Raw genomic sequence first — 24,758 nt, forward strand, 5'->3', positions numbered from 1 at the left:
TCAGGACTCCTGGTCGTGCCGATTGGCCCGCTCTTCCAGCTTGTTCTGCAGGTGCGACAGCACCGTGGCCAGAATCCAGTAGATCAGCGCGGCGGCAAGATACATGGTGAAGACTTCGAAAGTCCGGGCGGTAATCAGCTGCGCCTGGCGGAACAGTTCCGGCACCTGAATGGTGGCGGCCAGTGCCGTGTCCTTGACCAGTGAAATGAAGCTGTTGCCCAACGGCGGCAGCGCCGTGCGCATGGCCTGCGGCAGGATGGCCCGGCGCAGGGTTTGCGCACGGGTCATGCCGATGCTCGCAGCGGCTTCCCATTGACCACGTTCGATCGAACCGATCGCCGCACGCAGGATTTCACAGGCGTAGGCGGCCATGTTCAGCGAGAAGCCGATCAGCGCCGCCGGCAGCGGATCCAGTTCCAGACCCAGTTGCGGCAAGCCGTAATAGATCACGAACAGTTGCACCAGCAACGGCGTGCCGCGGAAGAACGACACGTAGATGCGGGCAATCCAGCTCACCAGTTTGAAGCGCGACAGGCGCATCAAGGCCAGGCCGAAGCCCAGCAGCAAGCCGAAAAACATGCCGCCCAGGCTGAGGATGACCGTGTAGTACGCGCCCTTGAGCAGAAAGGGCGCGGAGTCCAGTGCGAGTTGGAAAGCTTCTTCCATTATTTGGTGACGTCAGCGTTGAAGTATTTCTTCGACAGCTTCTCAAGGGTACCGTCGGCACGCAGCTCGTCGAGGGCTTTGTTCACCGCAGCCAGCAGCTCAGGCTCGCCTTTGCGCAGGGCGATACCGGATTCCTGACGGGAGAACGCTTCACCGGCAGCCACGGTTTTCGGGGCTTTCTTGGCGTATTCCAGTGCGGCCAGACGGTCGATCAGGATGGCGTCGGTGCGGCCGTTGTTCAGGTCGGCGAACTTGGTCGGATCATCGTCGTAGGTGCGCACGTCAGCGCCCGGCACGTTGGCGCGGACCCACTGTTCGTAGTTGGTGCCCAGACCGACACCGACTTTCTTGCCGGACAGGTCGGCAGCGGTCTTGATGTTCAACTTGGCTTCCTTGTCCTTCAGCACCAGCGCCTGGATCCCGGAAACGGTGTACGGCTCGGAGAAGTCATATTTCTTCTTGCGCTCGTCGGAGATGGTCACTTGGTTGACCACGACGTCGAGACGTTTGGATTCCAGCGCAGCGAGGATACCGTCCCACTTGGTCGGCTGAATCTTGGCTTTCACGCCGAGTTTCTGCGCCAGGGCTTCGGAGAGCTCGACTTCGAAACCGGACAGTTTGCCGTCGGCGTCAACGAAGCTGAACGGTGGGTAAGTGCCTTCCAGGCCGACGTTGATGACGCCTTTGTCCTTGATCTGTTGCAGCTGCTCACCGGCGGTTGCCTGGCCGATCAGGCCGGCGCTCAGTGCAAGGCCCAGCGAACCTACCAGCAGAGTGCGACGTAGTGCGGAAAAATTCATGACAAGCCCCTGTGTTTTCTTATGGAAGACGCTTAAGGAAAGTTGGCGAATCCGGGAGTTGAACGACTGCGTTATCGTGCCCTAAAGCAGCTTATGCGTCTTGCCCGAAATTCGCCTGCGGCGAGACTATAAGATGTCTGCTTTAGACTTGAAAATACTTAATGATCTTTCTGTTATTCCAATTTCGAATATATGTAATCAATTGTGGCGAGGGGATTTATCCCCGATGGGGCGCGAAGCGGCCCTCTCTTCTGACTTGAAGAGCAGGGGACTGCTGCGCAGTCCAACGGGGATAAATCCCCTCACCACAGAAATTCTTGCAGCAGGGAGGATCAGCTTGTCAGCGAATCCCTGTAGGCAAACAACGCCGGCGCCCCACCCGTGTGCAGGAAGATGATCGGCCCTTCATCAAAACGCTGGCGACCAATCCCGTCGAGCAACCCGGCCATGGCCTTGCCGGTATACACCGGGTCGAGCAACACCGCGTCCTGACTGGCCAACAGCTTCACCGCCGCCAGTGTCCCGGCATTCGGCTCGCCGTAACGCGGACCGAAGTATTCGTCCCACAACTCGACCTTGAAGTTCACTGGCAATTTCACACCCAGCAGGTCCGCCGTACGTTCGGCCAGACCTTGCACTTTCGGGCGCTGATCTTCTTCGCTGCGCGAGACGGTCACGCCGATCACCGGCAATTGCGGCAGCGCTTCGCTCAACGCCAGCGCCAGACCGCTGTGGGTTCCGGCGCTGCCAGAGGCCAACACCACGGCGGCGAATTCCAGGCCGGTGTCCTTGATCTGCTCCGCCAGTTCGAGACCGGCACGTACGTAGCCCAATGCACCGAGAGCATTGGAGCCACCGATCGGTACCAGATACGGTTTCTTGCCATTGCTGCGCAGGCGCACAGCGAGTGCGGCGAGTTGTTCGTCGGCGTTGTCGAGGTTGTCCACCAGCTCGACCCTGGTGTCGAACAGATCCAGTAGCAGACGGTTGCCGTTGCCGGTGTAATTGCTGTCATCGGTGCCTAGCGGATTTTCCAGCAGCGCCACGCAACCCAGGCCGAGCTTGGCCGCCAATGCGGCGGTCTGGCGCACGTGGTTCGATTGCAGGGCACCGGCGGTGATCAGCGTGTCGGCGCCCTGAGCGAGGGCATCGGCGGCGAGGTATTCGAGTTTGCGCAGCTTGTTGCCGCCCATGGCCAGCGGCGTCAGGTCATCGCGTTTGATGTACACATCGCGGCCCAGCCAGGCGGACAGACGTTCAAGTTTTTCCAGCGGCGTGGGTTGGCCGAGCAGGTCGAGACGGTTAAAGCGATCCAGCTGTTGTTTGATCATGAGTCCGTACTGGCGGAGAAAGATGACAGGACTATAGGCACGCCGTTTTACCGGGGCAACCGTGAATCGCTTATAGCCAAATGTGCTTAGGCCAGCACGATCGGTTCTTAATTCGTCCTTGTGGGCATGTCGTAAAGTAGTCGCCGTTGACGCGGCCAGACCGGCCGCCTGTGAGGAGTCTTTACCGTGAGCGAGCGTTCCAGCCATTGGCAATTGCAGACCATCGTCAGCCAACTGCGTACCGCGCGGGATCAGTGGCGCACCCAGAATGGCCGGGCCAGCGGCGAGCAGGGTGGTCGTGAGTTGCCGTCCCGCGCGGCGATGGCCGAGATTCTCGAAGCGCTGTGTGGCGCGTTGTTCCCGATGCGGCTGGGGCCGGTGGATCTGCGTGAGGAAAGTGAGGACTTCTATGTCGGCCACACTCTCGATACATCATTGAATGCGTTGTTGGCGCAGGCGCGGCTGGAGTTGCGTTATGTCGCCCGGCACAGTGCGCAAGGCGATGCTGATGTCGAAGCGCAGGCGATCCGCATCATTCAGGATTTTGCCCTGGCCTTGCCGGGCCTGCGCAGCCTGCTCGATACCGACGTGCTGGCGGCCTATCACGGTGACCCGGCGGCACGCAGCGTCGATGAGGTGCTGTTGTGCTATCCGGGGATTCTGGCGGTGATTCACCATCGTCTGGCGCACCATTTGTATCGCGCCGGGTTGCCGTTGCTGGCGCGGATCAGCGCGGAAATTGCGCACTCGGCCACCGGCATCGATATCCACCCGGGCGCGCAGATCGGCCGCAGTTTCTTCATCGACCACGGTACCGGTGTGGTGATCGGCGAGACCGCGATCATCGGCGAGCGGGTGCGGATTTATCAGGCCGTGACCTTGGGCGCCAAGCGCTTCCCGGCCGATGAAGACGGGCAGTTGCAGAAGGGTCATCCACGGCATCCGATTGTCGAGGATGACGTGGTGATTTACGCCGGGGCGACGATTCTGGGGCGGATCACCATCGGCCAGGGTTCGACCATTGGCGGCAATGTCTGGCTGACCCGCAGTGTGCCGGCGGGGAGCAACCTGACCCAGGCCAATCTGCAGCATGATGACGGAACGCAGAAGTAAGATTTCCAGTTCGTTTGTGGCGAGGGAGCTTGCTCCCGCTGGAGGCCGCAGGACTCCCAATTGCGACTGACGCCGGATTGGGACTGCTGCGCAGTCCAGCGGGAGCAAGCTCCCTCGCCACAATTTTCGCATCGAATCAGGTTGATGGCATTCAGCCAATTCTCCGTTGAACGAATCCCCTCAAGCCCGCGTCATACCCCTCCTTGGGCTGCTGTACGAAAACTACCGCCTGGCCCTGCGATTAGTCCTTACCACCCTATCCATGTTTAACTTGAACGTTCATTCAAGTTAAACCGGTGGTTCGCTGCCCGCTCACAACAGGAGGCTTGCCTTTGCTGAGTCCGATCATTTCAGCCACGTTTCAACCCCTCGAGGTGCACGTTTCATGAGTGCATCGTCTACCCCCGCCAGCGGTCTGGTGCGCATGAATCCGCCGGTGTTCTACTTTGCCGCGACGGTGATTCTGCTGTTTGGTCTGGTTGTCATCGCCATGCCGGAGCAGGCCGGCGCCTGGTTGCTGGCTGCGCAAAACTGGGCGGCCAATACGGTCGGCTGGTACTACATGCTCGCGATGACGCTGTATCTGGTCTTCGTGGTGGTCACCGCGTTATCGGGCTACGGCAAGATCAAACTCGGTGCCGACCACGACGAACCCGAGTTCAGTTACCTGTCCTGGGCCGGCATGCTGTTCGCCGCCGGGATCAGCATCACGCTGTTCTTCTTCTGCGTGTCCGAACCGCTGACCCACATGCTGCAACCGCCGCAAGGCGAGGCCGGCACCGCCGATGCAGCGCGCCAGGCGATGCAGATTCTGTTTCTGCACTGGGGCCTGCACGGCTGGGGCGTGTTCGCCTTTGTCGGCATGGCGCTGGCCTATTTCGCCTACCGGCATAACCTGCCGCTGGCCTTGCGTTCGGCGCTGTACCCGCTGATCGGCAAGCGCATCAACGGCCCCATCGGTTACGCGGTAGACGGCTTCGGCATTATCGCTACGGTGTTCGGCCTGGGTGCCGACATGGGTTTTGGTGTGCTGCACCTCAACTCCGGTCTCGACTACCTGTTCGGCATCGCCCACACCCAGTGGATTCAGGTCGGCCTGATCACGCTGATGATGGGCGCGGCGATCATCGTCGCCGTCTCCGGTGTGGACAAGGGTGTGCGGGTGATGTCCGACATCAACATGCTGCTGGCCTGTGCGCTGCTGCTGTTCGTGTTGTTCGCAGGCCCCACCCAGCACTTGCTCAACACCTTGATCCAGAACCTCGGCGACTACCTCGGTGCGTTGCCGATGAAGAGTTTCGACCTCTACGCCTACGACAAACCAAGCGACTGGCTCGGCGGCTGGACCGTGTTCTACTGGGCCTGGTGGATCGCCTGGTCGCCGTTCGTGGGCCTGTTCATTGCGCGGATTTCCCGTGGCCGTACCATCCGCGAATTTGTCTTCGGCGTGCTGCTGATTCCGCTCGGTTTCACCCTGGCGTGGATGTCGATCTTCGGCAACAGCGCCATCGATCAGGTGCTCAACCACGGTATGTCGGCGCTGGGCATGTCGGCCCTCGACAATCCGTCGATGAGCCTTTATCTGCTGCTGGAAACCTACCCGTGGAGCAAAACGGTCATCGCGGTGACGGTGTTCATCAGCTTCGTGTTCTTCGTCACTTCTGCCGACTCCGGTACCGTGGTGCTTTCCACCCTGTCGGCCAAGGGCGGCAATCCGGACGAAGACGGGCCGAAATGGCTGCGCGTGTTCTGGGGCGCGATGACCGCGCTGGTGACCAGTGCGCTGTTGTTCTCCGGCAGTATCGATGCGCTGAAATCGGCAGTGGTGCTGACCTCGTTGCCGTTCTCGATGATTTTGCTGCTGATGATGTGGGGCCTGCACAAGGCGTTCTATCTGGAATCGCAGAAGCAGATCGCGCAACTGCATTCGCTGGCACCGGTCTCCGGTTCGCGGCGCGGCACGGGCGGCTGGCGCCAGCGTCTGAGTCAGGCGGTGCACTTCCCGTCGCGCGACGAGGTGTACCGCTTCATGGACACCACGGTGCGTCCGGCGATTGAGGAAGTGACGGCGGTCTTCGTCGAGAAGGGCTTGAACGTGGTCACCCAGCCGGATCCGGCGCACGACAACATCAGCCTGGAAATCGGCCACGGTGAGCAGCATCCGTTCATCTACCAGGTGCAGATGCGCGGCTACTTCACGCCGTCGTTTGCCCGGGGTGGCATGGGTTCCAAGCAACTCAACAACCGCCGCTACTACCGCGCTGAAGTGCACTTGAGCGAGGGCAGTCAGGATTACGATCTGGTCGGCTACACCAAGGAACAGATCATCAACGACATCCTCGACCAGTACGAACGCCACATGCAGTTCCTGCATCTGGTACGTTGATCGGCAACTGAGCGCCGGGACGTTTCACGACTCGGCGCTCAGCACCATGAACAACACCATCGCCGCCACCGGCACCCCGAACACCGCACTGCCCACCGCGATTTCTGATCCCAGCGGCTGCCCGGCATGCACCACCCCCACCGCACCGTTGATCACCGTCAATGCCAGCCACAGCGCGGCGAAGCTGTAGGCCAGGGTTTGTCGGCTGAAGCCGATGCGCTCGCCGATGTAGAGCATCAGGGCCAGCAGGACCAGGCCGAAGAAGATGATGATGGCGGTGTGCATGGGTGTACCTGCGGGTTATGCGGTGCTTGATCGGACGCCTTCGCGGGCAAGCTCGCTCCCACAGTGATCTCGGTCATTCACAGATTCTGTACACAACAAAGATCCTGTGGGAGCGGGCTTGCCCGCGAAAGGGCCACCTCGGTTTCATTGAGAGCATAGTCAAGTCAGCCCACATCAATACAAGCCAACCATTCTCAATCAGACACATTTCGCGACGCATTCAAATGTATCTGGACGGCAAGGCCCTTTCTCGCTGGCTCGCGCCTGCCGTTGGTCGAACCAATTACCGAGCGTTTGTTCACCCAGCTAATATTTCTCATAGTGTGTATCGTGTGTATAAATCGGTTGCTTACGCCCTAAAGTGACCCGCTCTTGCTGTCGAACAGGGCGAAGGAAATGCGTAGTCGGGAAATGATCAGGATGATCGAGGAGGATGGTTGGTATCTGGTTGCAGTGAGGGGCAGTCACCATCAGTACAAGCATCCGCGTAAGCCGGGTCGGGTGACGATCAAGCATCCGGATTCAGACCTTCCCAAAGGGACGATCAACAGCATTTTGAAACAGGCGGGGTTGAAATGAAGCCCGTTATTGGAAGTGAAAGTCCTTTTATGGACACGTCAGACGAAGGATTCACGTTTATGAAATTCCCGGTCGTTTTGCACAAGGATGCCGACTCGGACTACGGAGTGATTGTCCCGGATGTACCGGGGTGCTTCTCCGCAGGGAGCACGGTAGCCGAAGCTTTTGAAAACACTCAGGAGGCTCTGGCCCTGCACTATGAGGGGCTGGTGGCTGATGGTACACCGTTGCCTCGAGTTCGGGACATTGATGCACATCTCGACAACCCGGATTATGCGGGTGGGATCTGGGGTGTCGTCGACTTTGATATCACACCCTATTTCGGCAAGTCGGTACGCTTCAACGCCACGTTGCCCGAGCAACTGCTGGAGCGTATAGATCAAACAGTCCGGCGTGATCAGCGCTACAGTTCCCGCTCCGGATTTCTGGCCGCCGCTGCGTTACGCGAATTGTCGGCATAACCTGTAGGAGCTGCCGCAGGCTGCGATCTTTCGCTTTTAAAAGCCAGAATCAAAAGATCGCAGCCTGCGGCAGCTCCTACAGAAGCATGTTCGTCAGGTGCTCTCGCGCTCGATCAACTGGCACTGCAACAGATTCAGCCGCTGCACATCATCGCTCGGCAGCACCCCAAGACTTTCCAATACCCGCGTTGCCGCCAGCACGCCGATCTCCAGTGCCGGTGGCTTGATCGTGCTCAGGCTCGGCAACAGCATCTCGGCGAACGGGTAATCGCCGAAGCCGAGCACAGCGCAGTCTTCGGGAATTCTGAGGCCGGCGCGTTGCCCGGCGAGCAGGCCGCCGGCGGCGAGGTTGTCGTTGGCGAAGATGATCGCGTCGGGGCGGGGAGCGGCGTTCATCAGCGCTTCCATCGCTTGCTTGCCGGCTTCGAACGGCGCGCGGTCGGTGTCGGGGGCGAATACCCAAGGCTCAAGGCCGAACCCGCGCACGGTGGCGGCATAACCGTCGCGACGTTCGAGGGCACTGAGGTCACCGAGTGCGCTGTTCTGCACGAAGGCGATGCGGCGATAGCCTTTGTCATGCAGATAACGCGCAGCGCTCACGCCGACTTCATAGTGCGAAAAGCCAATCTGCATTGGCTCGCGATCCGGCTGGTAATCCCAGGTTTCGATCACCGGAATATCCGCCTCGGCGATCATCTTTTCCGTGCCCGAACTGTGGAAATGACTGGTCAGCACCAACGCGGCCGGCGACCAGCCAAGAAACGCACGCACGGCGTTTTCTTCCTGTTCGGTGCTGAAGTAACTCGACGCCAGCAGCAGCTGATAACCGTGGCGGCTGAGGGTGTCGCTGAAGCCCTGAATGGTGTTGGCAAAAATCGGCCCGGAGATGTTCGGAATCACCATGCCGACGATTTTCCCGCGCGCCGAGGCCAGGCCGCCGGCCACCAGATTCGGCACGTAACCCAGCTCGGCCACCACCGCCGCGATCCGCTCGCGGCGCTCGGGCGAGACGGTTTCCGGCTGATTGAAATAGCGCGATACGGTAATCGCCGAGACGCCAGCCTCGCGCGCCACTGCATTCAGGGTCACGCGTCCGGCGCCACGGCGTTTGCGGGGCTTTTCCTGGCTCAAGGCTCAATCCTTCTTAAAAACCAAAACGCATATAAAAGTAATTTTTCAGTATTGGACGCTCTATGACGAGCTTGCCAATACTGGCGATGTTAGCGCTAACAAGGCGCATTGTCTGCTACTCGCTCGAGCGAATGCCCAAGACACCGATTCAGGCGCTGTCGTCGCAGAACGGCAGCGGTTCAGGGCCAATTTCGAGCGGGCAACCATGCACAACACTCCCGGGGCGACACACAAACTGGCGCAATCGATTCGCGCCGCTGGCTGGATTTTTACAGGGCTGGCGGCGTTGCCGCTGCCCACGGCTTTCGCCGCCGACAGCCGCGAACAAGAGCCGACCCTCAAGTCCGTCACGGTCACCGCCACTCGCCGCGAAGCGTCGCTGCAGAAGGTTCCGGTGGCAGTGTCGGTGATCGACGGCGAACAACTGGAGCGCGACAACCGTAACGGCGTGGCGAGCATCGTCCAGCAAGTGCCGTCGCTGAATTTCCGCACTGGGGCGTCGAACAAGGACACCTCGTTGTTTGTGCGGGGCGTCGGCACGATTTCCACCTCGCCCGGCGTCGAGCCAACGGTGGCCACGGTGATCGATGGCGTGGTCTATGCGCGTCCCGGTCAATCGACGCTCGACCTGCTGGATCTGGAGCGCGTCGAAGTGCTGCGTGGCCCGCAAGGCACGCTGTTCGGCAAGAACGCCTCGGCCGGTGTGCTCAACATCACCAGCAAGGCGCCGACCAACGAGACCCACGGTTACATCGACCAGTCGTACTACAGCGGCAACGAAAGCCGCACCCGCTTCGGCATTGGCGGCAGCCTGATTCCGGACACGCTCAAGGGGTCGATCAGCACCCTGTTCGGCAGTTACGACGGCAACGTCGATAACCAGTACAACGGCCAGGAGGTCAACGGCTACAACCATCGCGGGGTGCGCGGCAAACTCGAATTCACCCCGAACGACGACGTCACCTTCACCTTGATTGCCGACTACATGCAGTCCCACGACGACGGCCCCAACGGCGTGGTCAGCAAGTCGCTGACCCCGGCCTTCGCCAACGCGCTGGGCCCGGTCTACGCCAGCAGTCACAACCGCGACATCAACACCGATACCCGCAGCCATGTCGAGGACACCAACAAGGGCCTGTCCGGCCAGCTCGACTGGCAACTGGGCGGTTACACCCTGACCTCGATCACTGCGTGGCGCGGCTGGGACAACACCCAGTATCAGGACGGCGATCGGCTGAGCACGATCACTGCAGCGTTCCCCGGCACCGCCGACAAGGGCGATCTTTCCTTCGACCAGTACTCGCAAGAGCTGCGCCTGGCCTCGCCGAAAGGTGAGTTCCTCGAATACGTCGGCGGCCTGTTCTACATGCACGGCAAGGATGACGAGACCTACCAGCGCACCCTGACGACGCCGACCAGCGTCAACCGTGGCGTGGCTGACTACAGCACCACCAGCGACAGCCACGCGGCGTTTGGCGAAGCCACGCTGAACTTCACTCCCGACCTGCGTGGCATCGCCGGCCTGCGCTACACCCACGATGATCTGGAATACGCTCACCGCCGCGTCTCGACCTCGGCGACCACAGTCAGCGGCATCCAGCCGGCCACCCGCAGTTCCGGTTCGGTGGACGAGGACGGCTGGTCCAGCCGGCTCGGCGTGCAGTACGACCTCAGCGATGCGGTCACCACGTACCTGACCTATTCGCGCGGCTACAAAGGCCCGGCCTACAATGTGTTCTTCAACATGCAGCCGCGTGACACCGAAGCGCTGAAACCGGAGACCTCGAACACTTGGGAGGCGGGTATCAAGGCCACCACCTGGAACAACCGGCTGACCACCAACCTCGCGGTGTTCCACAGCGACTACGACAACTACCAGGCAAACTTTTTCGACACGGTCGCCGGGCAAGTGGTGACGCGCCTGATCAACGCCGGCAGTGTCAGCACCGAAGGCGTCGAGCTCGATTACGCCTTGCAGGCGACCCAGCAACTGAAGATCTCCGGTGCGCTGGCCTACACCCGTGCGCGCATCGACCAATTCAGTTGCCCGGCCGGTGCGGCAGCGTCCTGCAACGTCAATGGCAAGCCGTTGCCGTTCAGCCCCGACTGGAAAAGCTACGTGCGCGCCGACTACAGCATCCCGCTGGACAACGGCCTGGATATCGAACTCGGCACCGACTACAGCTGGCAGAGCGAAGTGCAGTACGACATCAGTCAGAACGCCGACACCAAACAAGGTGCGTACGGCCTCTGGAACGCCAGCGTAGCGCTCGCCGATTACAGCAACGGCTGGCGCGTGGCGCTGCTGGGCAAAAACCTCGCCGACAAGTCCTATTCACCCCTGCTCGCCAGCGGCGGCAACTACATCTATCGCGCCGTGCCACGGGATGACGAGCGCTACTTCGGCGTGCAACTGCGCAAGGATTTCTGAGATGAGCAGACAACTGAAACTCGGCGCGTTTCTCATGGCCACCGGGCACCACGTCGCCGCGTGGCGTCACCCGCAGGTACCGGCCAATGCCGGGCTGGATTTCGCCCACTACAAGCGTCTGGCGCAGATTGCCGAGGCGGCGAAGTTCGACACGCTGTTCGTCGCCGACAGCGTTGCCGCGCCGACCCAGACCATCGCCAGCCGCATGGCACGCTCGGATCACTTCGAGCCGCTGACTTTGCTCTCGGCCCTGAGCGCGGTGACCGAGCACATCGGCCTGATCGCCACGGCGACCACCAGCTACAACGAGCCGTATCACGTGGCGCGCAAATTCGCCTCGCTCGATCATCTGTCGGGCGGCCGCGCCGGGTGGAATCTGGTGACCTCGGACAACGCTGCCGAGGCACTGAACTTTGGTCGCGACGAGCACATCGGCCACGCCGAGCGCTACAGCCGCGCCCGGGAGTTTCATCAGGTGGTCACCGGGCTGTGGGACAGTTGGGAGGATGATGCGTTTGTCCGCGACAAGGCCAGTGGCGCTTATTACGACCCGTCGAAGCTTCACGTGCTGGATCACGTCGGTGAACACTTTCGGGTGAAAGGCCCGCTGAACGTCGCACGCTCGCCACAGGGACAACCGGTGATCGTGCAGGCCGGCTCGTCCGAAACCGGGCGTGAGCTGGCGGCACAAACTGCTGAAGTGGTGTTCACCGCGCAGACGTCGCTGGCCGGTGCGCAGGCGTTCTACGCCGACCTCAAGGGACGTCTGGCCAAGTACGGGCGCAGTGCCGATTCGCTGAAAATCATGCCGGGAGTGTTTGTCGTCGTCGGGCAGACAGAAGCCGAAGCGCAGGAAAAATGTGAAACGTTTCAGCAATTGGTCGAGCCGGAGGTTGGCGTGGCGTTGCTTGGGCGTATGCTGGGCAACTTCGACTTGTCGAAGTACCCGCTGGACGGACCGTTGCCTGAGTTGCCGCTGACCGACAGCGGCCAGCAGAGCCGGCAGAAACTGCTGACTGAGCTGGCGGGCCGGGAGAACCTGACCCTCGCCGAATTGGGCCGCAGGATGGCTGGCGGACGCGGGCATTACAGCCTGGTGGGCACGCCGACGCAGATCGCCGATCACTTGCAGGCGTGGTTCGAACAAGGCGCGGCGGATGGCTTCAACGTGCTGGTGCCGCACCTGCCGGGCGGACTCGAAGACTTCGCTAATGGCGTGGTCCCGGAACTGCAGCGGCGTGGGCTGTTCAGAACCGAATATGAGGGCCGAACCTTGCGCGAGCACCTCGGCCTGGTCCGACCGCAAAACAGATTTGTGTAAACAACCTGTGGTGAGGGGATTTATCCCCGATGGGTGGCGAAAGCCACCCCCAAATCTGTATTCAAATTCGCGATTTTTTTGGGACGGCTACGCCGTCCATCGGGGATAAATCCCCTCACCACAAAGTTGAAATTCACCCTCAATTTGCTGTTAATCAAACAAGAGAGGATTCGATGACTTATACCGCTGCCGAAAACCGCTACGACTCCATCCCTTACCGCCGCGTCGGCCGCAGCGGTCTGGTGCTGCCGGCGCTGTCGCTGGGCCTGTGGCACAACTTCGGCGACAGCACGCCGATCGACACCCAGCGCGCCCTGCTGCGTACGGCGTTCGACCTAGGCATCAACCACTTCGACCTGGCCAACAACTACGGCCCGCCATACGGCAGCGCCGAGACCAATTTCGGTCGTCTGCTGCGCGAAGACTTCAAGCCGTACCGCGATGAGCTGATCATCTCCAGCAAGGCCGGTTGGGACATGTGGCCCGGCCCTTATGGTCAGGGCGGTGGCTCGCGAAAATACGTGCTGGCCAGTCTCGACCAGAGCCTGCAGCGCCTCGGTCTGGACTACGTGGATATTTTCTATTCGCACCGCTTCGACCCGGACACTCCGCTGGAAGAGACCGCCAGCGCCCTCGCCACCGCCGTGCAGCAGGGCAAGGCGTTGTACATCGGCATCTCGTCGTACTCCGGGGTGAAAACCCGCGAGATCGCTGCGCTGCTCAAGGAATGGAAGGTGCCGCTGCTGATTCATCAGCCGGCGTACAACCTGCTCAATCGCTGGGTGGAAAAAGACCTGCTCGACACCACCGAAGAACTCGGCACTGGCGTGATTGCGTTCACACCGTTGGCCCAAGGTCTGCTGACCGACAAATACCTCAACGGCGTGCCGGCGGATGCGCGGGTCAATCGTCCGGGCGGTGGTTCGCTGCAGGCGTCGCACTTGTCCGAGGCCAACATTGCCCACGTGCGTGCGTTGAACGAGATTGCCAAGCGTCGTGGCCAGAGCCTGGCGCAGCTGGCATTGGCCTGGACCCTGCGTGATCCACGGGTAACTTCGGCGCTGATCGGTGCGAGCCGGCCGGAGCAGATCATCGAAAACGTCGGGGCACTGAAGAATCTGAGCTTCAGTGCTGAGGAACTGGCGGAGATTGATCGCTTTGCCCAGGAGGGCGGGATCAATCTGTGGGAGAAGCCTTCGACCGCTGAATAAGTGACTGGCGCCGAATTATTCGGCGCCTGCTCTGACGCTTTCGCGGGCAAGCCCGCTCCCACAGGGTTCCAGTCGTACACAAAGTCTGTGAACGGTGCTGTACCTGTGGGAGCGGGCTTGCCCGCGAAGGGGCCAGTTCAGGCAATGAGGAAATCGGGCCTCATTTGAAGAACGGCACATCCCCCAGCATCGTCGCCCGCTGCATCACCCGCCGCGCCGGACGGTAATCATCCACCGCGTAATGCTGGGTCACGCGGTTATCCCAGAACGCGATGTCGTCCTGCTGCCAGCGCCAGCGAATGGTGAATTCAGGCCGCGTTGCGTGGGCGAACAGGAATTTCAGAATCGCCTCGCTTTCGGTGTCCGACAGTTCGTTGATCTTTGAGGTGAAGCCTTCGTTGACGAACAACGAACGGCGCCCGCTTACCGGGTGCGTGCGGATCACCGGGTGTGACAACGGTGGGTTCTTGCGTCGTGCCTCTTCCCACTGTGCCAACGCTTCGGGCGTGTTGCCGTAGCGCTCCAGCGGAAACGAGCGGGTGAAATCGTGGGTCGCAGTCAGCCCCTCGAGCAGGGTTTTCATCGGCGCCGAAAGCGCTTCGTACGCGGCAATCCCGCTGGCCCACAACGTATCGCCACCGAACTCCGGCAGCAGCTTGGCGCTGAGCACCGCGCCCATCGCCGGCGTTGGCAGGAAGGTCACGTCGGTGTGCCAGATCGCGTTGTCGCGCACGTCAGTGACGGCGGTGTCGAGGATCAGCACCTCGGGCTGCTCCGGCACGTTCGGGTAGATCGGATGGATGTGCAGGTCGCCAAAGTACGCCGCGAAACGCGCCTGTTGCGAAGGCTCGATCGGCTGGTTGCGAAAGAACAGCACCTGGTACTTGAGCAGCGCCTGCTCGATGGCATTGCGCTGTTCCAGGTTCAACGGCTGGCTGACGTCGACGCCGCTGATCTGCGCGCCGAGGGCCGAACTTAAGGGGGTGATGGTCAGGCTGCTCATGATGGTTCTCTTCAATTCCGGGTAACCGCGCCCCTGTAGGAGCTGCCGCAGGCTGCGATCTTTTGATTTGTTTTTTAAAAGCAGATCAAAAGATCGCAGCCTGCGGCAGCTCCTACACGGGAGGATTCACAAATGCTTTAGTGGGTTTGGCCGTGCCACGGCACCAGTTTGCGCTGCAGCGCACGCAGGCCCATTTCCATGGCGAAGGCAATCAGGGCGATCACCAGAATCCCCAGCACCACCACATCGGTGACCAGAAATTGCGCGGCCGATTGCACCATGAAACCCAAACCGCTGGTGGCGGCGATCAGTTCGGCGGCGACCAGGGTCGACCAGCCAACGCCCAGACCAATTCGCACACCGGTGAGAATGTCCGGCAGGGCGCTGGGCAAAATCACATGGCGGATCAGTTGTGCGCGAGTGGCACCGAGCGACTGCGCAGCGCGCAATTTCGCCGGGTCAACGGTGCGCACGCCGGTCGCGGTGGCGATGGCGATCGGCGCGAAAATCGCCAAGTAGATCAGCAGCACTTTCGACAACTCGCCGATACCGCACCAGATCACGATCAGCGGCAGATACGCCAGCGGCGGAATCGGCCGATAGAACTCGATCAGCGGGTCAAGCACACCACGAGCAATACGGTTGGCGCCGATGGCGATGCCCACCGGCACCGCGGTCAGAATCGCAAAACCCAGACCCAGACCGATGCGGCTCAGGCTCGCGCCCAGGTGCTGCCACAGAGTTGAATCCATGTAACCGCTGGTCGCGAGCAACCAGCCTTTTTGCAGCACGGCGGACGGTGGTGGCAGGAACAGCGGTTCGATCAAACCGCTGGCGGTCACCGCCCACCAGATCACCAGCAAGGCGAACAGGGTCAGCAGGCTGATCCAGCGGTTGCTGAGGCTGCGCCGGACTGGAATCGCCACCGACGGGGTTTTCACTGCGGGGGCGGAAACGTCGTAACTGCTCATGCGCGCTCCTGCCGTTGTACGGCGCTGCGTTGCGAGAACACTTTGCTCAGCACGTGCTCGCGGGTTTCGATAAAACGCGGGTCGGATTTGATCGCCCGCGCCGACTCACCGGCGGCGTAGCGCTGGCCGAAATCCAGAGGCAGTCGCTCAACGATCTGCCCCGGATTCGGCGCCAGCAGAATCAGGTCAGTGGCGAGAAATACCGCTTCTTCGATGTCGTGGGTAATCAGGAACACCGGTTTGGCGGTGCGCTGCCAGACTTGCAGCAACAGCTCCTGCATCTGCTCGCGAGTGAAGGCGTCGAGGGCGCCGAAGGGCTCGTCCATCAGCAGCACGCGCGGGTCGGCGGCGAGGGCGCGGGCCAGGCCGACGCGCTGTTTCTGGCCGCCCGAGAGCTGCCAGATCCGGCGGTGTTCAAAACCTCCGAGGTCAACCAGCGCGAGCATTTCCCGGGCGATCTTTTCGCGTTTGTCCTTGGCGACGCCGGCCAGCTCCAGACCGAACGCGACGTTGGCCAACACATCCTGCCAGGGCAGCAGCGCGTCATCCTGGAACACCACGCCGCGTTCGGCGCTCGGGCCTTTGACTGGCACGCCGTCGAGGGTGATGCGCCCGGCGCTGGGTTCGACGAAGCCGGCAATCAGGTTCAACAGCGAGGTCTTGCCACTGCCGGACGGGCCGAGGGCGACCAGCAATTGCTGAGGCCCGAGGGTCAGGGAAATGTCCGCCAGCACCGGTTCCGGGCTGCCCGGGTACTGTGCGCTGATGCGCTCCAGCTGTAGCAAGGCCATCGCAGTGAACTCCCGATCAGTTGGTGATGTATTTGGCGCTGACGTACGGCGCGTAGTCCGGCAGTACGGCTTCGACCTTGCCTTGCTCCTTGAGGAACGCGGCGGTGTCGGTGATGGCTTGGGTGGTCGGCGCGCCGAGGCTGATCACTTGATCAGCTGCCAACGGGTAGACGTTGCCTTGCAGCAGCAATGGAATGTCGCTGGCCTTGGCGCCGGAAAGCTTCACCAGCTTGTCGACGTGGGACTGGTCGGCGAGCCAGGCTTTGGGATCCTTGCGGTAATCGGCGTAGGCGTCGAGGGTGACCTTGGCGAACGCGGTGACGATTTCCGGGTGCTTCTCGGCGAAGTCCTTGCGCACGATCCAGGCATCGAAGGTCGGCGCGCCGAACTTGGCCAGTTCGCCGGAAGTGATCAGCACTTTGCCGTTTTCCTTGGCCACACCGAGGGCCGGATCCCACACGTAAGTAGCGTCGATATCACCGCGTTTCCACGCGGCGATGATCGCTGGCGGGGCGAGGTTGAGCACGGTGACTTTCGACGGATCGATGTTCCAGTGCTTCAGCGCGGCGAGCAGGCTGTAGTGACCGGTGGACACGAACGGCACGGCGATTTTCTTGCCGACCAGATCCTGCGGGGTCTTGATCCCGGAACCGTCGCGAGCGACCAGTGCTTCAGCGGCGCCGATCTGGGTGGCGATGAGGAAAGTTTCCACCGGGACTTTGCGGGTGATCGCAGCGGTCAGCGGGCTGGAACCGAGGTAGCCGATCTGCACGTCACCGGACGCGATGGCGGCGATGATGTCGGCGCCGTTGTCGAACTTGCGCCAGCTGATGTCGGCTTTGGTGGCTTTCTCGTAGGCGCCATCGGCCTGGGCGACTTTCGCGGGGTCGACGGTGGTCTGGTAGGCGACGGTGAGGTCGGCGGCCTGCGCCAGAAAGCTCGCAGCAGCCAACGAGGCCACGGCCAGCAGGCGAAGCGGGAAATTCAGTTTCATGGGGGAGTGCTCCAAATCAGGCGACCGACGATCGGCGTGAAAGGAGACTAAATGATCTAAGAAACTAAAAATAAATAACTTTTTAGACTTAGCTTATGAGCGGAAAAATCTAAAGATCAAAAGATCGCAGCCTGCGGCAGCTCTTACATGGGATAGGCGTACACCCTGTAGGAGCTGCCGCAGGCTGCGATCTTTTCAAAGGCGGCGCTTAGTTGCTGATCGCCAGAATGCTCGCCTGATACGACCCGACAAACACATCGAAATCGCCCACCTCGTTCTGTTCAAGCTCCGCCTGTTGCGCCAGCGACGAACGCGCCAGTTCCTCGAACTTCGCCTGCTCATCCGCCGTCAACGGCTCGCGGCGGAAGAACTCGGCGTGGGCCTGGCTCTGACGCAGGGAGAATTGCGCAAAGCTTTCCTTGTGCTCGGCCATCGCGGCCAGCACCTGCGCCGACGGGGTCAGGGACGGGTCGCTGACTTTGGCCAGTTGCGCATCCAGCGCCTTGCTATGCGCGTCGCCGCCGTGGCTTTGATCAAGCAACGCCGCCAGCGGTGCGATTTTTTCCAGCAGCTCGGCTGCCCAGACCTTCAGCTCGACCGCTTCACCGTCACGCTGCAATTGCAGCCCCGGACGCCGGCCTTCCTTGACCACGCTGAGGAAGTTCGAAGTGGCATTGCCGCACGAAGTGTTGGTCAGCAGCGGACTGTCGTTCAGCGCGCAATACAGCAGGAACGCGTCGAGGAAGCGCGACTCGGTGACGTCGATGCCCATCGGCAGGAACGGGTTGATGTCCAGGCAACGCACTTCGACGTACTGAATGCCACGGGCCATCAGTGCCTGGATTGGCCGCTCGCCGGTGTAGGTCACGCGTTTCGGGCGGATGTTGGAGTAGTACTCGTTTTCGATCTGCAGGATGTTGGTGTTGAGCTGAACCCACTCTCCATCCTGGTGCGTGCCGACTTCCACATATGGCGGATACGGCGTGGCCACAGCCTTGCGCAGGCTGTCGGTGTAGCTCGCCAGATCGTTGTAGCACGGCGTCAGGCCAGCCTGGGCGTTGCTCTGGTAACCGAGGTCGCTCATGCGCAGGCTGGTGGCGTACGGCAGGTACAGCGTGTCCGGGTCCAGCTGTTCCAACTGATGCGAACGGCCGCGCAGGAAGCCTGCGTCCAGCGCTGGCGAAGCACCGAACAGGTACATCAGCAGCCAGCTGTAGCGGCGGAAGTTACGGATCAGCGCGATGTAGGACGACGACTGGAAGTCGCGGTCGGTGCCGACAAAACCCTCGGCTTCGCGCAGCAGCGGCCAGAGCTTTTCCGGCAGGGAAAAGTTGTAGTGGATCCCGGCGATGCACTGCATGGTCTTGCCGTACCGCAGGGCCAGGCCCTTGCGGTAGACGTATTTGAGCTGACCGATGTTGGAGGTGCCGTAATAGGCGATCGGGATGTCTTCCTCGGCCGGCAACGGGCACGGCATCGATGGACTCCACAGGTACTCGTTGCCGAGCTTGCTGTAGGCAAAGCGATGAATCTTGTCCAGGCTCGCCAGCGTATCGGCCGGGTCGGGCAGGGCAGGGGTGATGAATTCCAGCAGCGACTCGGAATAGTCGGTGGTGATCTGTTCATTGGTCAGCGCGGAACCCAAGGCTTCCGGGTGCGGCGTTTGCGCCAGACGACCTTCACTGGTCACGCGCAGGCATTCACGTTCGATACCGTGGAGGCACTGTTCGAGCAGAGAGAGGTTGGCGCGCTCGCCGAGCAGAGCCAGGCGGCGGTTGAGAAGTTCGCTCAATTTGGATTCCTTCACGCGTCAGTCGCCCCAATATGGGGGTGGGCAGGACGGTCTACAAGGGTGAAGTTGAAACTGGCGTTTTCGCCTGGTTTTCTAGCCGGTCAGCCACACACATAAACTGTAGGAGCTGCCGCAGGCTGCGATCTTTTGATTTTGTTTTTCAATAGCAAGATCAAAAGATCGCAGCCTGCGGCAGCTCCTACAGGATTCATTGCGCCGAAATTAACTCAAAATGATGAACAACATCTACAGGACAGCGAACGTGCCTTGCGCTTTTGCGACCAGTTTGTCGCCCTGCATCACGTCGGCCTCGACCACCAGCGTGCGACGGCCCGGGTGGATCACCCGCGCCGTGCACAGCACCTCGCCGTCGGATACGGCGCGGATGTAGTTGATCTTGCACTCGATGGTCGCGCTCTGCTGGTCGAAGCCGTGGGTGCTGGAACAGGCCAGCCCCATGGCGATATCCACCAGACTGAACAGTGCGCCACCGTGCAATTTGCCGCCGCGATTACGCAGTTGCGGTTCCAGCACCAGGGCGACTTGCGCCACCCCGGTTTCCAGGCTGTGCAGGCGGCAGCCCAACAGCTGGAAAAACGCGCTCTCGACGAGCCCGGCCGGAATCTCCATCAGCGTTTCTTCAACTGCTTGGCGTTAGCGAACAGCGAAGCCATGGCGTTGTTTGCCGGTGCGGCTGTGGCCGTTTCCTTGCGTGGTGCGTTGTTCGACGACTGGCGCGGTGCCGAGCCTGGACGCGAACCGCGGGCACCGTCGATCTTCTCGCCCGGGGTATCACTCATGCGCATCGACAGGCCGACGCGTTTGCGCGGGATGTCGACTTCCATGACCTTCACTTTCACCACGTCACCGGCCTTCACCGCTTCGCGTGGGTCCTTGATGAACTTCTCCGACAGCGCCGAGATGTGCACCAGACCGTCCTGATGCACGCCGATGTCGACGAACGCGCCAAACGCGGTCACGTTGGTCACGACGCCTTCGAGGATCATCCCCAGTTGCAGGTCTTTGAGGTCTTCGACGCCTTCCTGGAACTCGGCAGTCTTGAACTCCGGACGCGGGTCGCGGCCGGGTTTTTCCAGTTCTTGCAGGATGTCGGTGACGGTGGGCAGACCGAAGGTTTCGTCGGTGAATTTCTTCGGATCCAGACGCTTGAGGAATGCGGCGTCGCCGATCAGCGAGCGAATGTCACGGTCGGTTTCAGCGGCAATGCGCTGCACCAGCGGATAGGCTTCCGGGTGCACAGCGGAAGAATCCAGCGGGTTGTCGCCATTCATGACGCGCAGGAAGCCTGCGGCCTGTTCGAAAGTTTTCTCGCCCAGACGCGCGACTTTCTTCAGCGCCGCACGGGTCTTGAAGGCGCCGTGCTCGTCACGGTGAGCGACGATGTTCTGCGCCAAAGTCGCGTTGAGGCCGGAGATCCGCGCCAGCAAGGCCACCGAGGCGGTGTTCACATCGACACCGACGGCGTTCACGCAGTCCTCGACCACCGCATCCAGACCGCGCGCCAGTTTCAGCTGCGACACGTCGTGCTGGTACTGGCCGACACCGATGGATTTCGGATCGATCTTCACCAGCTCGGCCAGCGGATCCTGCAAGCGGCGAGCGATCGACACCGCACCACGGATCGACACGTCCAGATCCGGGAATTCCTTGGCTGCCAGTTCCGATGCCGAGTACACCGAGGCGCCGGCCTCGGAGACCATGACCTTGGTCATTTTCATCGCCGGGTATTTTTTGATCAGCTCGATCGCCAGTTTGTCGGTTTCGCGGCTGGCGGTGCCGTTGCCGATGGCGATCAGATCAACCGAGTGCTTGGCGCACAGGGCGGCCAGGATCGCGATGGTCTGATCCCACTTGTTGTGCGGCACATGCGGATAAACCGTGGCGTGATCGAGCAGCTTGCCGGTGGAGTCCACCACCGCGACTTTGCAGCCGGTACGCAGGCCCGGGTCAAGGCCCAGGGTCGCACGCGGGCCGGCCGGCGCCGCCAGCAACAGGTCGTGCAGGTTATGGGCGAAGACGTTGATCGCCTCGGTTTCGGCACTGTCGCGCAGCTCGCCGAGCAGGTCGGTTTCCAGGTGCGTGTAAAGCTTGACCTTCCAGGTCCAGCGCACCACTTCACCGAGCCATTTGTCGGCCGGGCGGTTCTGGTTCTGGATGCCGAATTGCTGGCCGATCATGCCTTCGCACGGGTGCATGGTGCCCGGCAGTTCGTCGCCGACTTTCAGTGCGGAGCTGAGGATGCCTTCGTTGCGGCCACGGAAAATCGCGAGTGCGCGGTGCGACGGCATGCTTTTCAGCGGCTCGTCGTGTTCGAAGTAGTCGCGGAACTTGGCGCCTTCTTCTTCCTTGCCAGCGATCACGCGGGCGCTGATGGTCGCTTCCTGCTTGAGGAAGTTACGCAGCTTCTCCAGCAGACTGGCGTCTTCGGCGAAGCGCTCCATCAGGATGTACTTGGCGCCTTCCAGCGCAGCTTTCACGTCGGCTACGCCTTTCTCGGCGTCGACGAAGCGTGCGGCTTCGGTTTCTGGCGACAGATTCGGGTCGTTGAACAGGCCGTCGGCCAGCTCGCCGAGGCCGGCTTCCAGGGCAATCTGGCCCTTGGTGCGGCGCTTCTGCTTGTACGGCAGGTACAAGTCTTCGAGGCGGGTCTTGGTGTCGGCGAGTTTGATGTCGCGCTCGAGGGCGGGGGTGAGTTTGCCCTGCTCCTGGATGCTGGCGAGGATGCTGATGCGCCGTTCGTCGAGTTCTCGCAGGTAGCGCAGACGCTCTTCCAGATGACGCAGCTGGGTGTCATCGAGGCTGCCGGTGACTTCTTTCCGGTAACGGGCGATGAAGGGAACGGTAGAGCCTTCATCGAGTAGCGCGACGGCCGCTTCGACCTGTTGCGGGCGTACGCCGAGTTCCTCGGCGATGCGGCTGTTGATGCTGTCCATAAAACCACCTGACATAGTGTGAAAGCAGGCTCGCAGGCACGGAAATAAAGGCCCGGAGTCTGGTTGAGCGGCTAGAAAATTGCCGCTGCCTGGGTCAAAAGGCTCCCCATTGACCCGTGAAATCGAACAATTACTGCGGCCACCGCGAAAAAAGCCCGGCCACCTGCGGTAACGATTCAGACGTTGCCTGGCACAAAACGCCGCGCATTATAACCAGCGTTCTGTCATTCGGGGGTGTAGCAGTCTGTAGGCATAAACCCCGGTTTTCTGGCAGTGAAGGAAAAATCTGCTAACAATGCACACGGTGCGTATAACGGCAGCTACGCCATAATGCGCGCCGAGCTAAAAGGAGCATCCAATGAGCAGCACTGCAAACAATGCTGAAGGCGAAAAAATTCTTATTGTTGACGACGATCCGGGGCTGAGCAGCCTGCTGGAACGCTTTTTCGTCAGCAAGGGCTACCGCGCCCGTGCCGTACCGAACACCGAGCAAATGGACCGCCTGCTGTCGCGTGAAGTGTTCAACCTGGTGGTCCTCGACCTGATGCTGCCGGGCGAAGACGGCCTGACCGCATGCCGTCGCCTGCGGGCCGCGAACAATCAGATTCCGATCATCATGCTCACCGCCAAGGGCGATGAGATGAGCCGCATCAAGGGCCTGGAACTGGGCGCCGATGACTACCTGGCCAAGCCGTTCAACCCGGACGAGCTGATGGCTCGGGTCAAGGCTGTTCTGCGTCGTCAGGCCGCACCGGTGCCAGGTGCACCGGGCAGTGAAGACGAAAATGTCACCTTCGGTGATTACGTGCTGTCGCTGGCGACCCGCGAACTGAAACGTGGCGAAGAAGTGCACATGCTCACCACCGGTGAGTTTGCGGTGCTCAAGGCGCTGGTGATGAACGCGCGTCAGCCGCTGACCCGCGACAAACTGATGAACCTGGCCCGTGGTCGCGAGTGGGATGCCCTGGAGCGTTCCATCGATGTGCAGATCTCCCGTCTGCGCCGGATGATCGAGCCGGATCCGTCGAAACCGCGCTACATCCAGACGGTCTGGGGCGTGGGCTACGTGTTCGTGCCGGATGGCGCCGCCACCAAGTGATCGGCGATTTGTAGGAGCGGGTCTGCGCAGATCGGGTTGATCGACCCTCTGCGCAGACTCGCAATCCGCAATATGCGAGCATGGCTCGCTCCTGCAAGTGTGTAACGGTTATCGATGAAAACCCCCGTCTGGTTCCCCCAAAGTTTTTTCTCCCGCACCCTTTGGCTGGTGCTCATCGTCGTGCTGTTTTCCAAGGCGCTGACCCTGGTTTATCTGTTGATGAACGAGGACGTGCTGGTGGATCGCCAATACAGCCACGGCGTCGCCCTGACGCTGCGTGCCTATTGGGCGGCCGATGAAGAAAACCGCGCGAAGATCGCCGATGCCGCGACGCTGATCCGGGTGGTCGGCGCCGGTGTGCCGGAGGGCGAACAGCACTGGCCGTACAGTGAAATTTATCAGCGGCAGATGCAGGCGGAGCTGGGCGCCGATACCGAAGTGCGTTTGCGCATGCACTCGCCGCCGGCGCTGTGGGTGCGTGCACCGAGCCTGGGCGATGGCTGGCTGAAAGTGCCGCTGTACCCGCATCCATTGCGCGGCCAGAAAATCTGGAACGTGCTCGGCTGGTTCCTCGCCATCGGCTTGCTGTCCACCGCCTCGGCGTGGATTTTCGTCAGCCAGCTCAACCAGCCTTTGAAGCGTCTGGTGTACGCCGCCCGACAACTGGGTCAGGGCCGCAGCGTACGTCTGCCGATCAGCGACACACCGAGCGAGATGACCGAGGTGTACCGCGCCTTCAACCAGATGGCCGAAGACGTCGAACAGGCCGGTCGCGAGCGCGAGCTGATGCTGGCGGGGGTCTCCCATGATTTGCGCACGCCGCTGACCCGTTTGCGGCTGTCGCTGGAGCTGATGGGCGACCGCAATGACCTGACTGACGACATGGTCCGCGACATCGAAGACATGGACGCGATTCTCGACCAGTTCCTCGCGTTCATTCGTGACGGTCGTGACGAGTCGGTGGAAGAAGTGGACCTGAGCGATCTGGTGCGTGAGGTGGCCGCACCCTATAACCAGAGCGAAGAGAAAGTGCGCCTGCGACTGGAACCGATCCAGCCGTTTCCACTGCGCCGGGTGTCGATGAAACGCCTGCTGAACAACCTGATCGGCAACGCCCTGAACCATGCCGGCAGTGGCGTCGAGGTCGCGGCTTATGTGTCTGGCGATACCAGCGCGCCGTACGTGGTGTTGAGCGTGATGGATCGTGGCGCGGGGATTGATCCGTCAGAGCTTGAGGCGATCTTCAACCCGTTCACCCGTGGCGACCGTGCCCGGGGTGGCAAAGGTACCGGGTTGGGTCTGGCGATCGTTAAGCGCATTGCTTCGATGCATGGCGGCAATGTCGAGCTGCGCAACCGTTCCGGTGGCGGGCTGGAAGCGCGGGTAAGGTTGCCGTTGGGGTTGATGTTGCCGCGGGATGCTGTTTAACCGTTGAAAAA

General features: G+C 61.3%; 21 protein-coding genes. 9 read left to right on the forward strand and 12 right to left on the reverse strand.

What is annotated here, in order from left to right:
- The 3 genes from tcyL to HXW87_RS05255 form a co-directional block, all read right to left on the reverse strand.
- The gene (gene tcyL, locus HXW87_RS05245) at positions 1 to 666 is read right to left on the reverse strand and encodes a cystine ABC transporter permease (protein ID WP_003220607.1); all 666 of its coding nucleotides are present in this window, start codon (positions 664 to 666) and stop codon (positions 1 to 3) included.
- Positions 666 to 1,466 carry a cystine ABC transporter substrate-binding protein gene (gene tcyJ / locus HXW87_RS05250; RefSeq protein WP_041071182.1) on the reverse strand — a complete coding sequence of 267 codons (801 nt, stop codon included), beginning with the start codon at positions 1,464 to 1,466 and terminating at the stop codon, positions 666 to 668. The genes tcyL and tcyJ overlap by 1 nt, the downstream gene beginning before the upstream one ends.
- A gap of 332 nt (positions 1,467 to 1,798) precedes the next feature.
- Entirely contained in the window at positions 1,799 to 2,797 is a 999-nt protein-coding gene (locus tag HXW87_RS05255; protein ID WP_239778531.1) for a D-cysteine desulfhydrase, read from the reverse strand.
- A gap of 186 nt (positions 2,798 to 2,983) precedes the next feature.
- Here HXW87_RS05255 and epsC point away from each other — a divergent pair, with 186 nt between their 5' ends.
- The gene (gene epsC / locus HXW87_RS05260) at positions 2,984 to 3,910 is read left to right on the forward strand and encodes a serine O-acetyltransferase EpsC (RefSeq protein ID WP_095137901.1); all 927 of its coding nucleotides are present in this window, start codon (positions 2,984 to 2,986) and stop codon (positions 3,908 to 3,910) included.
- A gap of 424 nt (positions 3,911 to 4,334) precedes the next feature.
- On the forward strand, positions 4,335 to 6,296 hold the full coding sequence (betT, locus tag HXW87_RS05265; protein WP_174377299.1) for a choline transporter BetT: 1,962 nt from the start codon (positions 4,335 to 4,337) through the stop codon (positions 6,294 to 6,296).
- A gap of 24 nt (positions 6,297 to 6,320) precedes the next feature.
- On the opposite strand, the gene HXW87_RS05270 is transcribed toward betT, so the two are convergent.
- Positions 6,321 to 6,581: a hypothetical protein gene (locus tag HXW87_RS05270; protein ID WP_095667822.1), complete on the reverse strand. Its 261-nt coding sequence runs from the start codon at positions 6,579 to 6,581 to the stop codon at positions 6,321 to 6,323.
- A 396-nt stretch (positions 6,582 to 6,977) separates the two neighbouring features.
- Here HXW87_RS05270 and HXW87_RS05275 point away from each other — a divergent pair, with 396 nt between their 5' ends.
- Together HXW87_RS05275 and HXW87_RS05280 are read left to right on the forward strand one after the other, a co-directional pair.
- A complete protein-coding gene (locus tag HXW87_RS05275) occupies positions 6,978 to 7,160 on the forward strand; it encodes a type II toxin-antitoxin system HicA family toxin (RefSeq protein ID WP_239778532.1) in 183 nt (60 codons plus the stop codon).
- 59 nt (positions 7,161 to 7,219) lie between these two features.
- Entirely contained in the window at positions 7,220 to 7,621 is a 402-nt protein-coding gene (locus HXW87_RS05280; protein WP_095669259.1) for a type II toxin-antitoxin system HicB family antitoxin, read from the forward strand.
- 93 nt (positions 7,622 to 7,714) lie between these two features.
- Here HXW87_RS05280 and HXW87_RS05285 read toward each other — a convergent pair whose 3' ends face one another.
- Positions 7,715 to 8,752: a LacI family DNA-binding transcriptional regulator gene (locus HXW87_RS05285; protein ID WP_239778533.1), complete on the reverse strand. Its 1,038-nt coding sequence runs from the start codon at positions 8,750 to 8,752 to the stop codon at positions 7,715 to 7,717.
- 205 nt (positions 8,753 to 8,957) lie between these two features.
- On the opposite strand from HXW87_RS05285, the gene HXW87_RS05290 reads away from it, so the two are divergent.
- The 3 genes from HXW87_RS05290 to mgrA all read left to right on the forward strand — a co-directional run bounded on the left by HXW87_RS05290 (position 8,958) and on the right by mgrA (position 13,715).
- Entirely contained in the window at positions 8,958 to 11,183 is a 2,226-nt protein-coding gene (locus HXW87_RS05290; RefSeq protein WP_239778534.1) for a TonB-dependent receptor, read from the forward strand.
- Position 11,184: 1 nt separating this feature from the next.
- Positions 11,185 to 12,504, forward strand: coding sequence for an LLM class flavin-dependent oxidoreductase (locus HXW87_RS05295; RefSeq protein WP_239778535.1), 1,320 nt, complete (start codon positions 11,185 to 11,187; stop codon positions 12,502 to 12,504).
- Between the two features lie 173 nt (positions 12,505 to 12,677).
- Positions 12,678 to 13,715, forward strand: a complete 1,038-nt coding sequence (mgrA, locus tag HXW87_RS05300) for an L-glyceraldehyde 3-phosphate reductase (protein ID WP_047290806.1) — start codon at positions 12,678 to 12,680, stop codon at positions 13,713 to 13,715.
- Positions 13,716 to 13,875: 160 nt separating this feature from the next.
- On the opposite strand, the gene tauD is transcribed toward mgrA, so the two are convergent.
- The 7 genes from tauD to HXW87_RS05335 all read right to left on the reverse strand — a co-directional run bounded on the left by tauD (position 13,876) and on the right by HXW87_RS05335 (position 22,220).
- Positions 13,876 to 14,718 (reverse strand): taurine dioxygenase, encoded by an 843-nt coding sequence (gene tauD, locus HXW87_RS05305; protein ID WP_095667817.1) that lies wholly within the window; start codon positions 14,716 to 14,718, stop codon positions 13,876 to 13,878.
- A gap of 137 nt (positions 14,719 to 14,855) precedes the next feature.
- Positions 14,856 to 15,689, reverse strand: coding sequence for a taurine ABC transporter permease TauC (gene tauC / locus HXW87_RS05310; protein WP_095667816.1), 834 nt, complete (start codon positions 15,687 to 15,689; stop codon positions 14,856 to 14,858).
- Positions 15,686 to 16,480, reverse strand: coding sequence for a taurine ABC transporter ATP-binding subunit (tauB, locus tag HXW87_RS05315; protein ID WP_095667815.1), 795 nt, complete (start codon positions 16,478 to 16,480; stop codon positions 15,686 to 15,688). The genes tauC and tauB overlap by 4 nt, the downstream gene beginning before the upstream one ends.
- Before the next feature lie 16 nt (positions 16,481 to 16,496).
- The gene (tauA, locus tag HXW87_RS05320) at positions 16,497 to 17,474 is read right to left on the reverse strand and encodes a taurine ABC transporter substrate-binding protein (RefSeq protein WP_239778536.1); all 978 of its coding nucleotides are present in this window, start codon (positions 17,472 to 17,474) and stop codon (positions 16,497 to 16,499) included.
- A 208-nt stretch (positions 17,475 to 17,682) separates the two neighbouring features.
- Complete coding sequence (gene gshA / locus HXW87_RS05325) at positions 17,683 to 19,266, reverse strand: glutamate--cysteine ligase (RefSeq protein ID WP_047290811.1); 1,584 nt, start codon at positions 19,264 to 19,266, stop codon at positions 17,683 to 17,685.
- 246 nt (positions 19,267 to 19,512) lie between these two features.
- Positions 19,513 to 19,896 carry a PaaI family thioesterase gene (locus HXW87_RS05330; RefSeq protein ID WP_052912698.1) on the reverse strand — a complete coding sequence of 128 codons (384 nt, stop codon included), beginning with the start codon at positions 19,894 to 19,896 and terminating at the stop codon, positions 19,513 to 19,515.
- Positions 19,896 to 22,220, reverse strand: a complete 2,325-nt coding sequence (locus HXW87_RS05335) for a Tex family protein (RefSeq protein ID WP_239778537.1) — start codon at positions 22,218 to 22,220, stop codon at positions 19,896 to 19,898. The genes HXW87_RS05330 and HXW87_RS05335 overlap by 1 nt, the downstream gene beginning before the upstream one ends.
- Positions 22,221 to 22,578: 358 nt before the next feature.
- On the opposite strand from HXW87_RS05335, the gene ompR reads away from it, so the two are divergent.
- On the forward strand, positions 22,579 to 23,319 hold the full coding sequence (ompR, locus tag HXW87_RS05340) for a two-component system response regulator OmpR (RefSeq protein ID WP_003220637.1): 741 nt from the start codon (positions 22,579 to 22,581) through the stop codon (positions 23,317 to 23,319).
- Between the two features lie 114 nt (positions 23,320 to 23,433).
- Positions 23,434 to 24,747 carry an ATP-binding protein gene (locus HXW87_RS05345; RefSeq protein WP_027611205.1) on the forward strand — a complete coding sequence of 438 codons (1,314 nt, stop codon included), beginning with the start codon at positions 23,434 to 23,436 and terminating at the stop codon, positions 24,745 to 24,747.
- The last annotated feature ends 11 nt before the right edge of the window (positions 24,748 to 24,758 follow it).

Origin of the sequence: Pseudomonas sp. Y5-11, from assembly GCF_022368695.1 — a bacterium.
Taxonomy (GTDB): domain Bacteria; phylum Pseudomonadota; class Gammaproteobacteria; order Pseudomonadales; family Pseudomonadaceae; genus Aquipseudomonas; species Aquipseudomonas parakoreensis.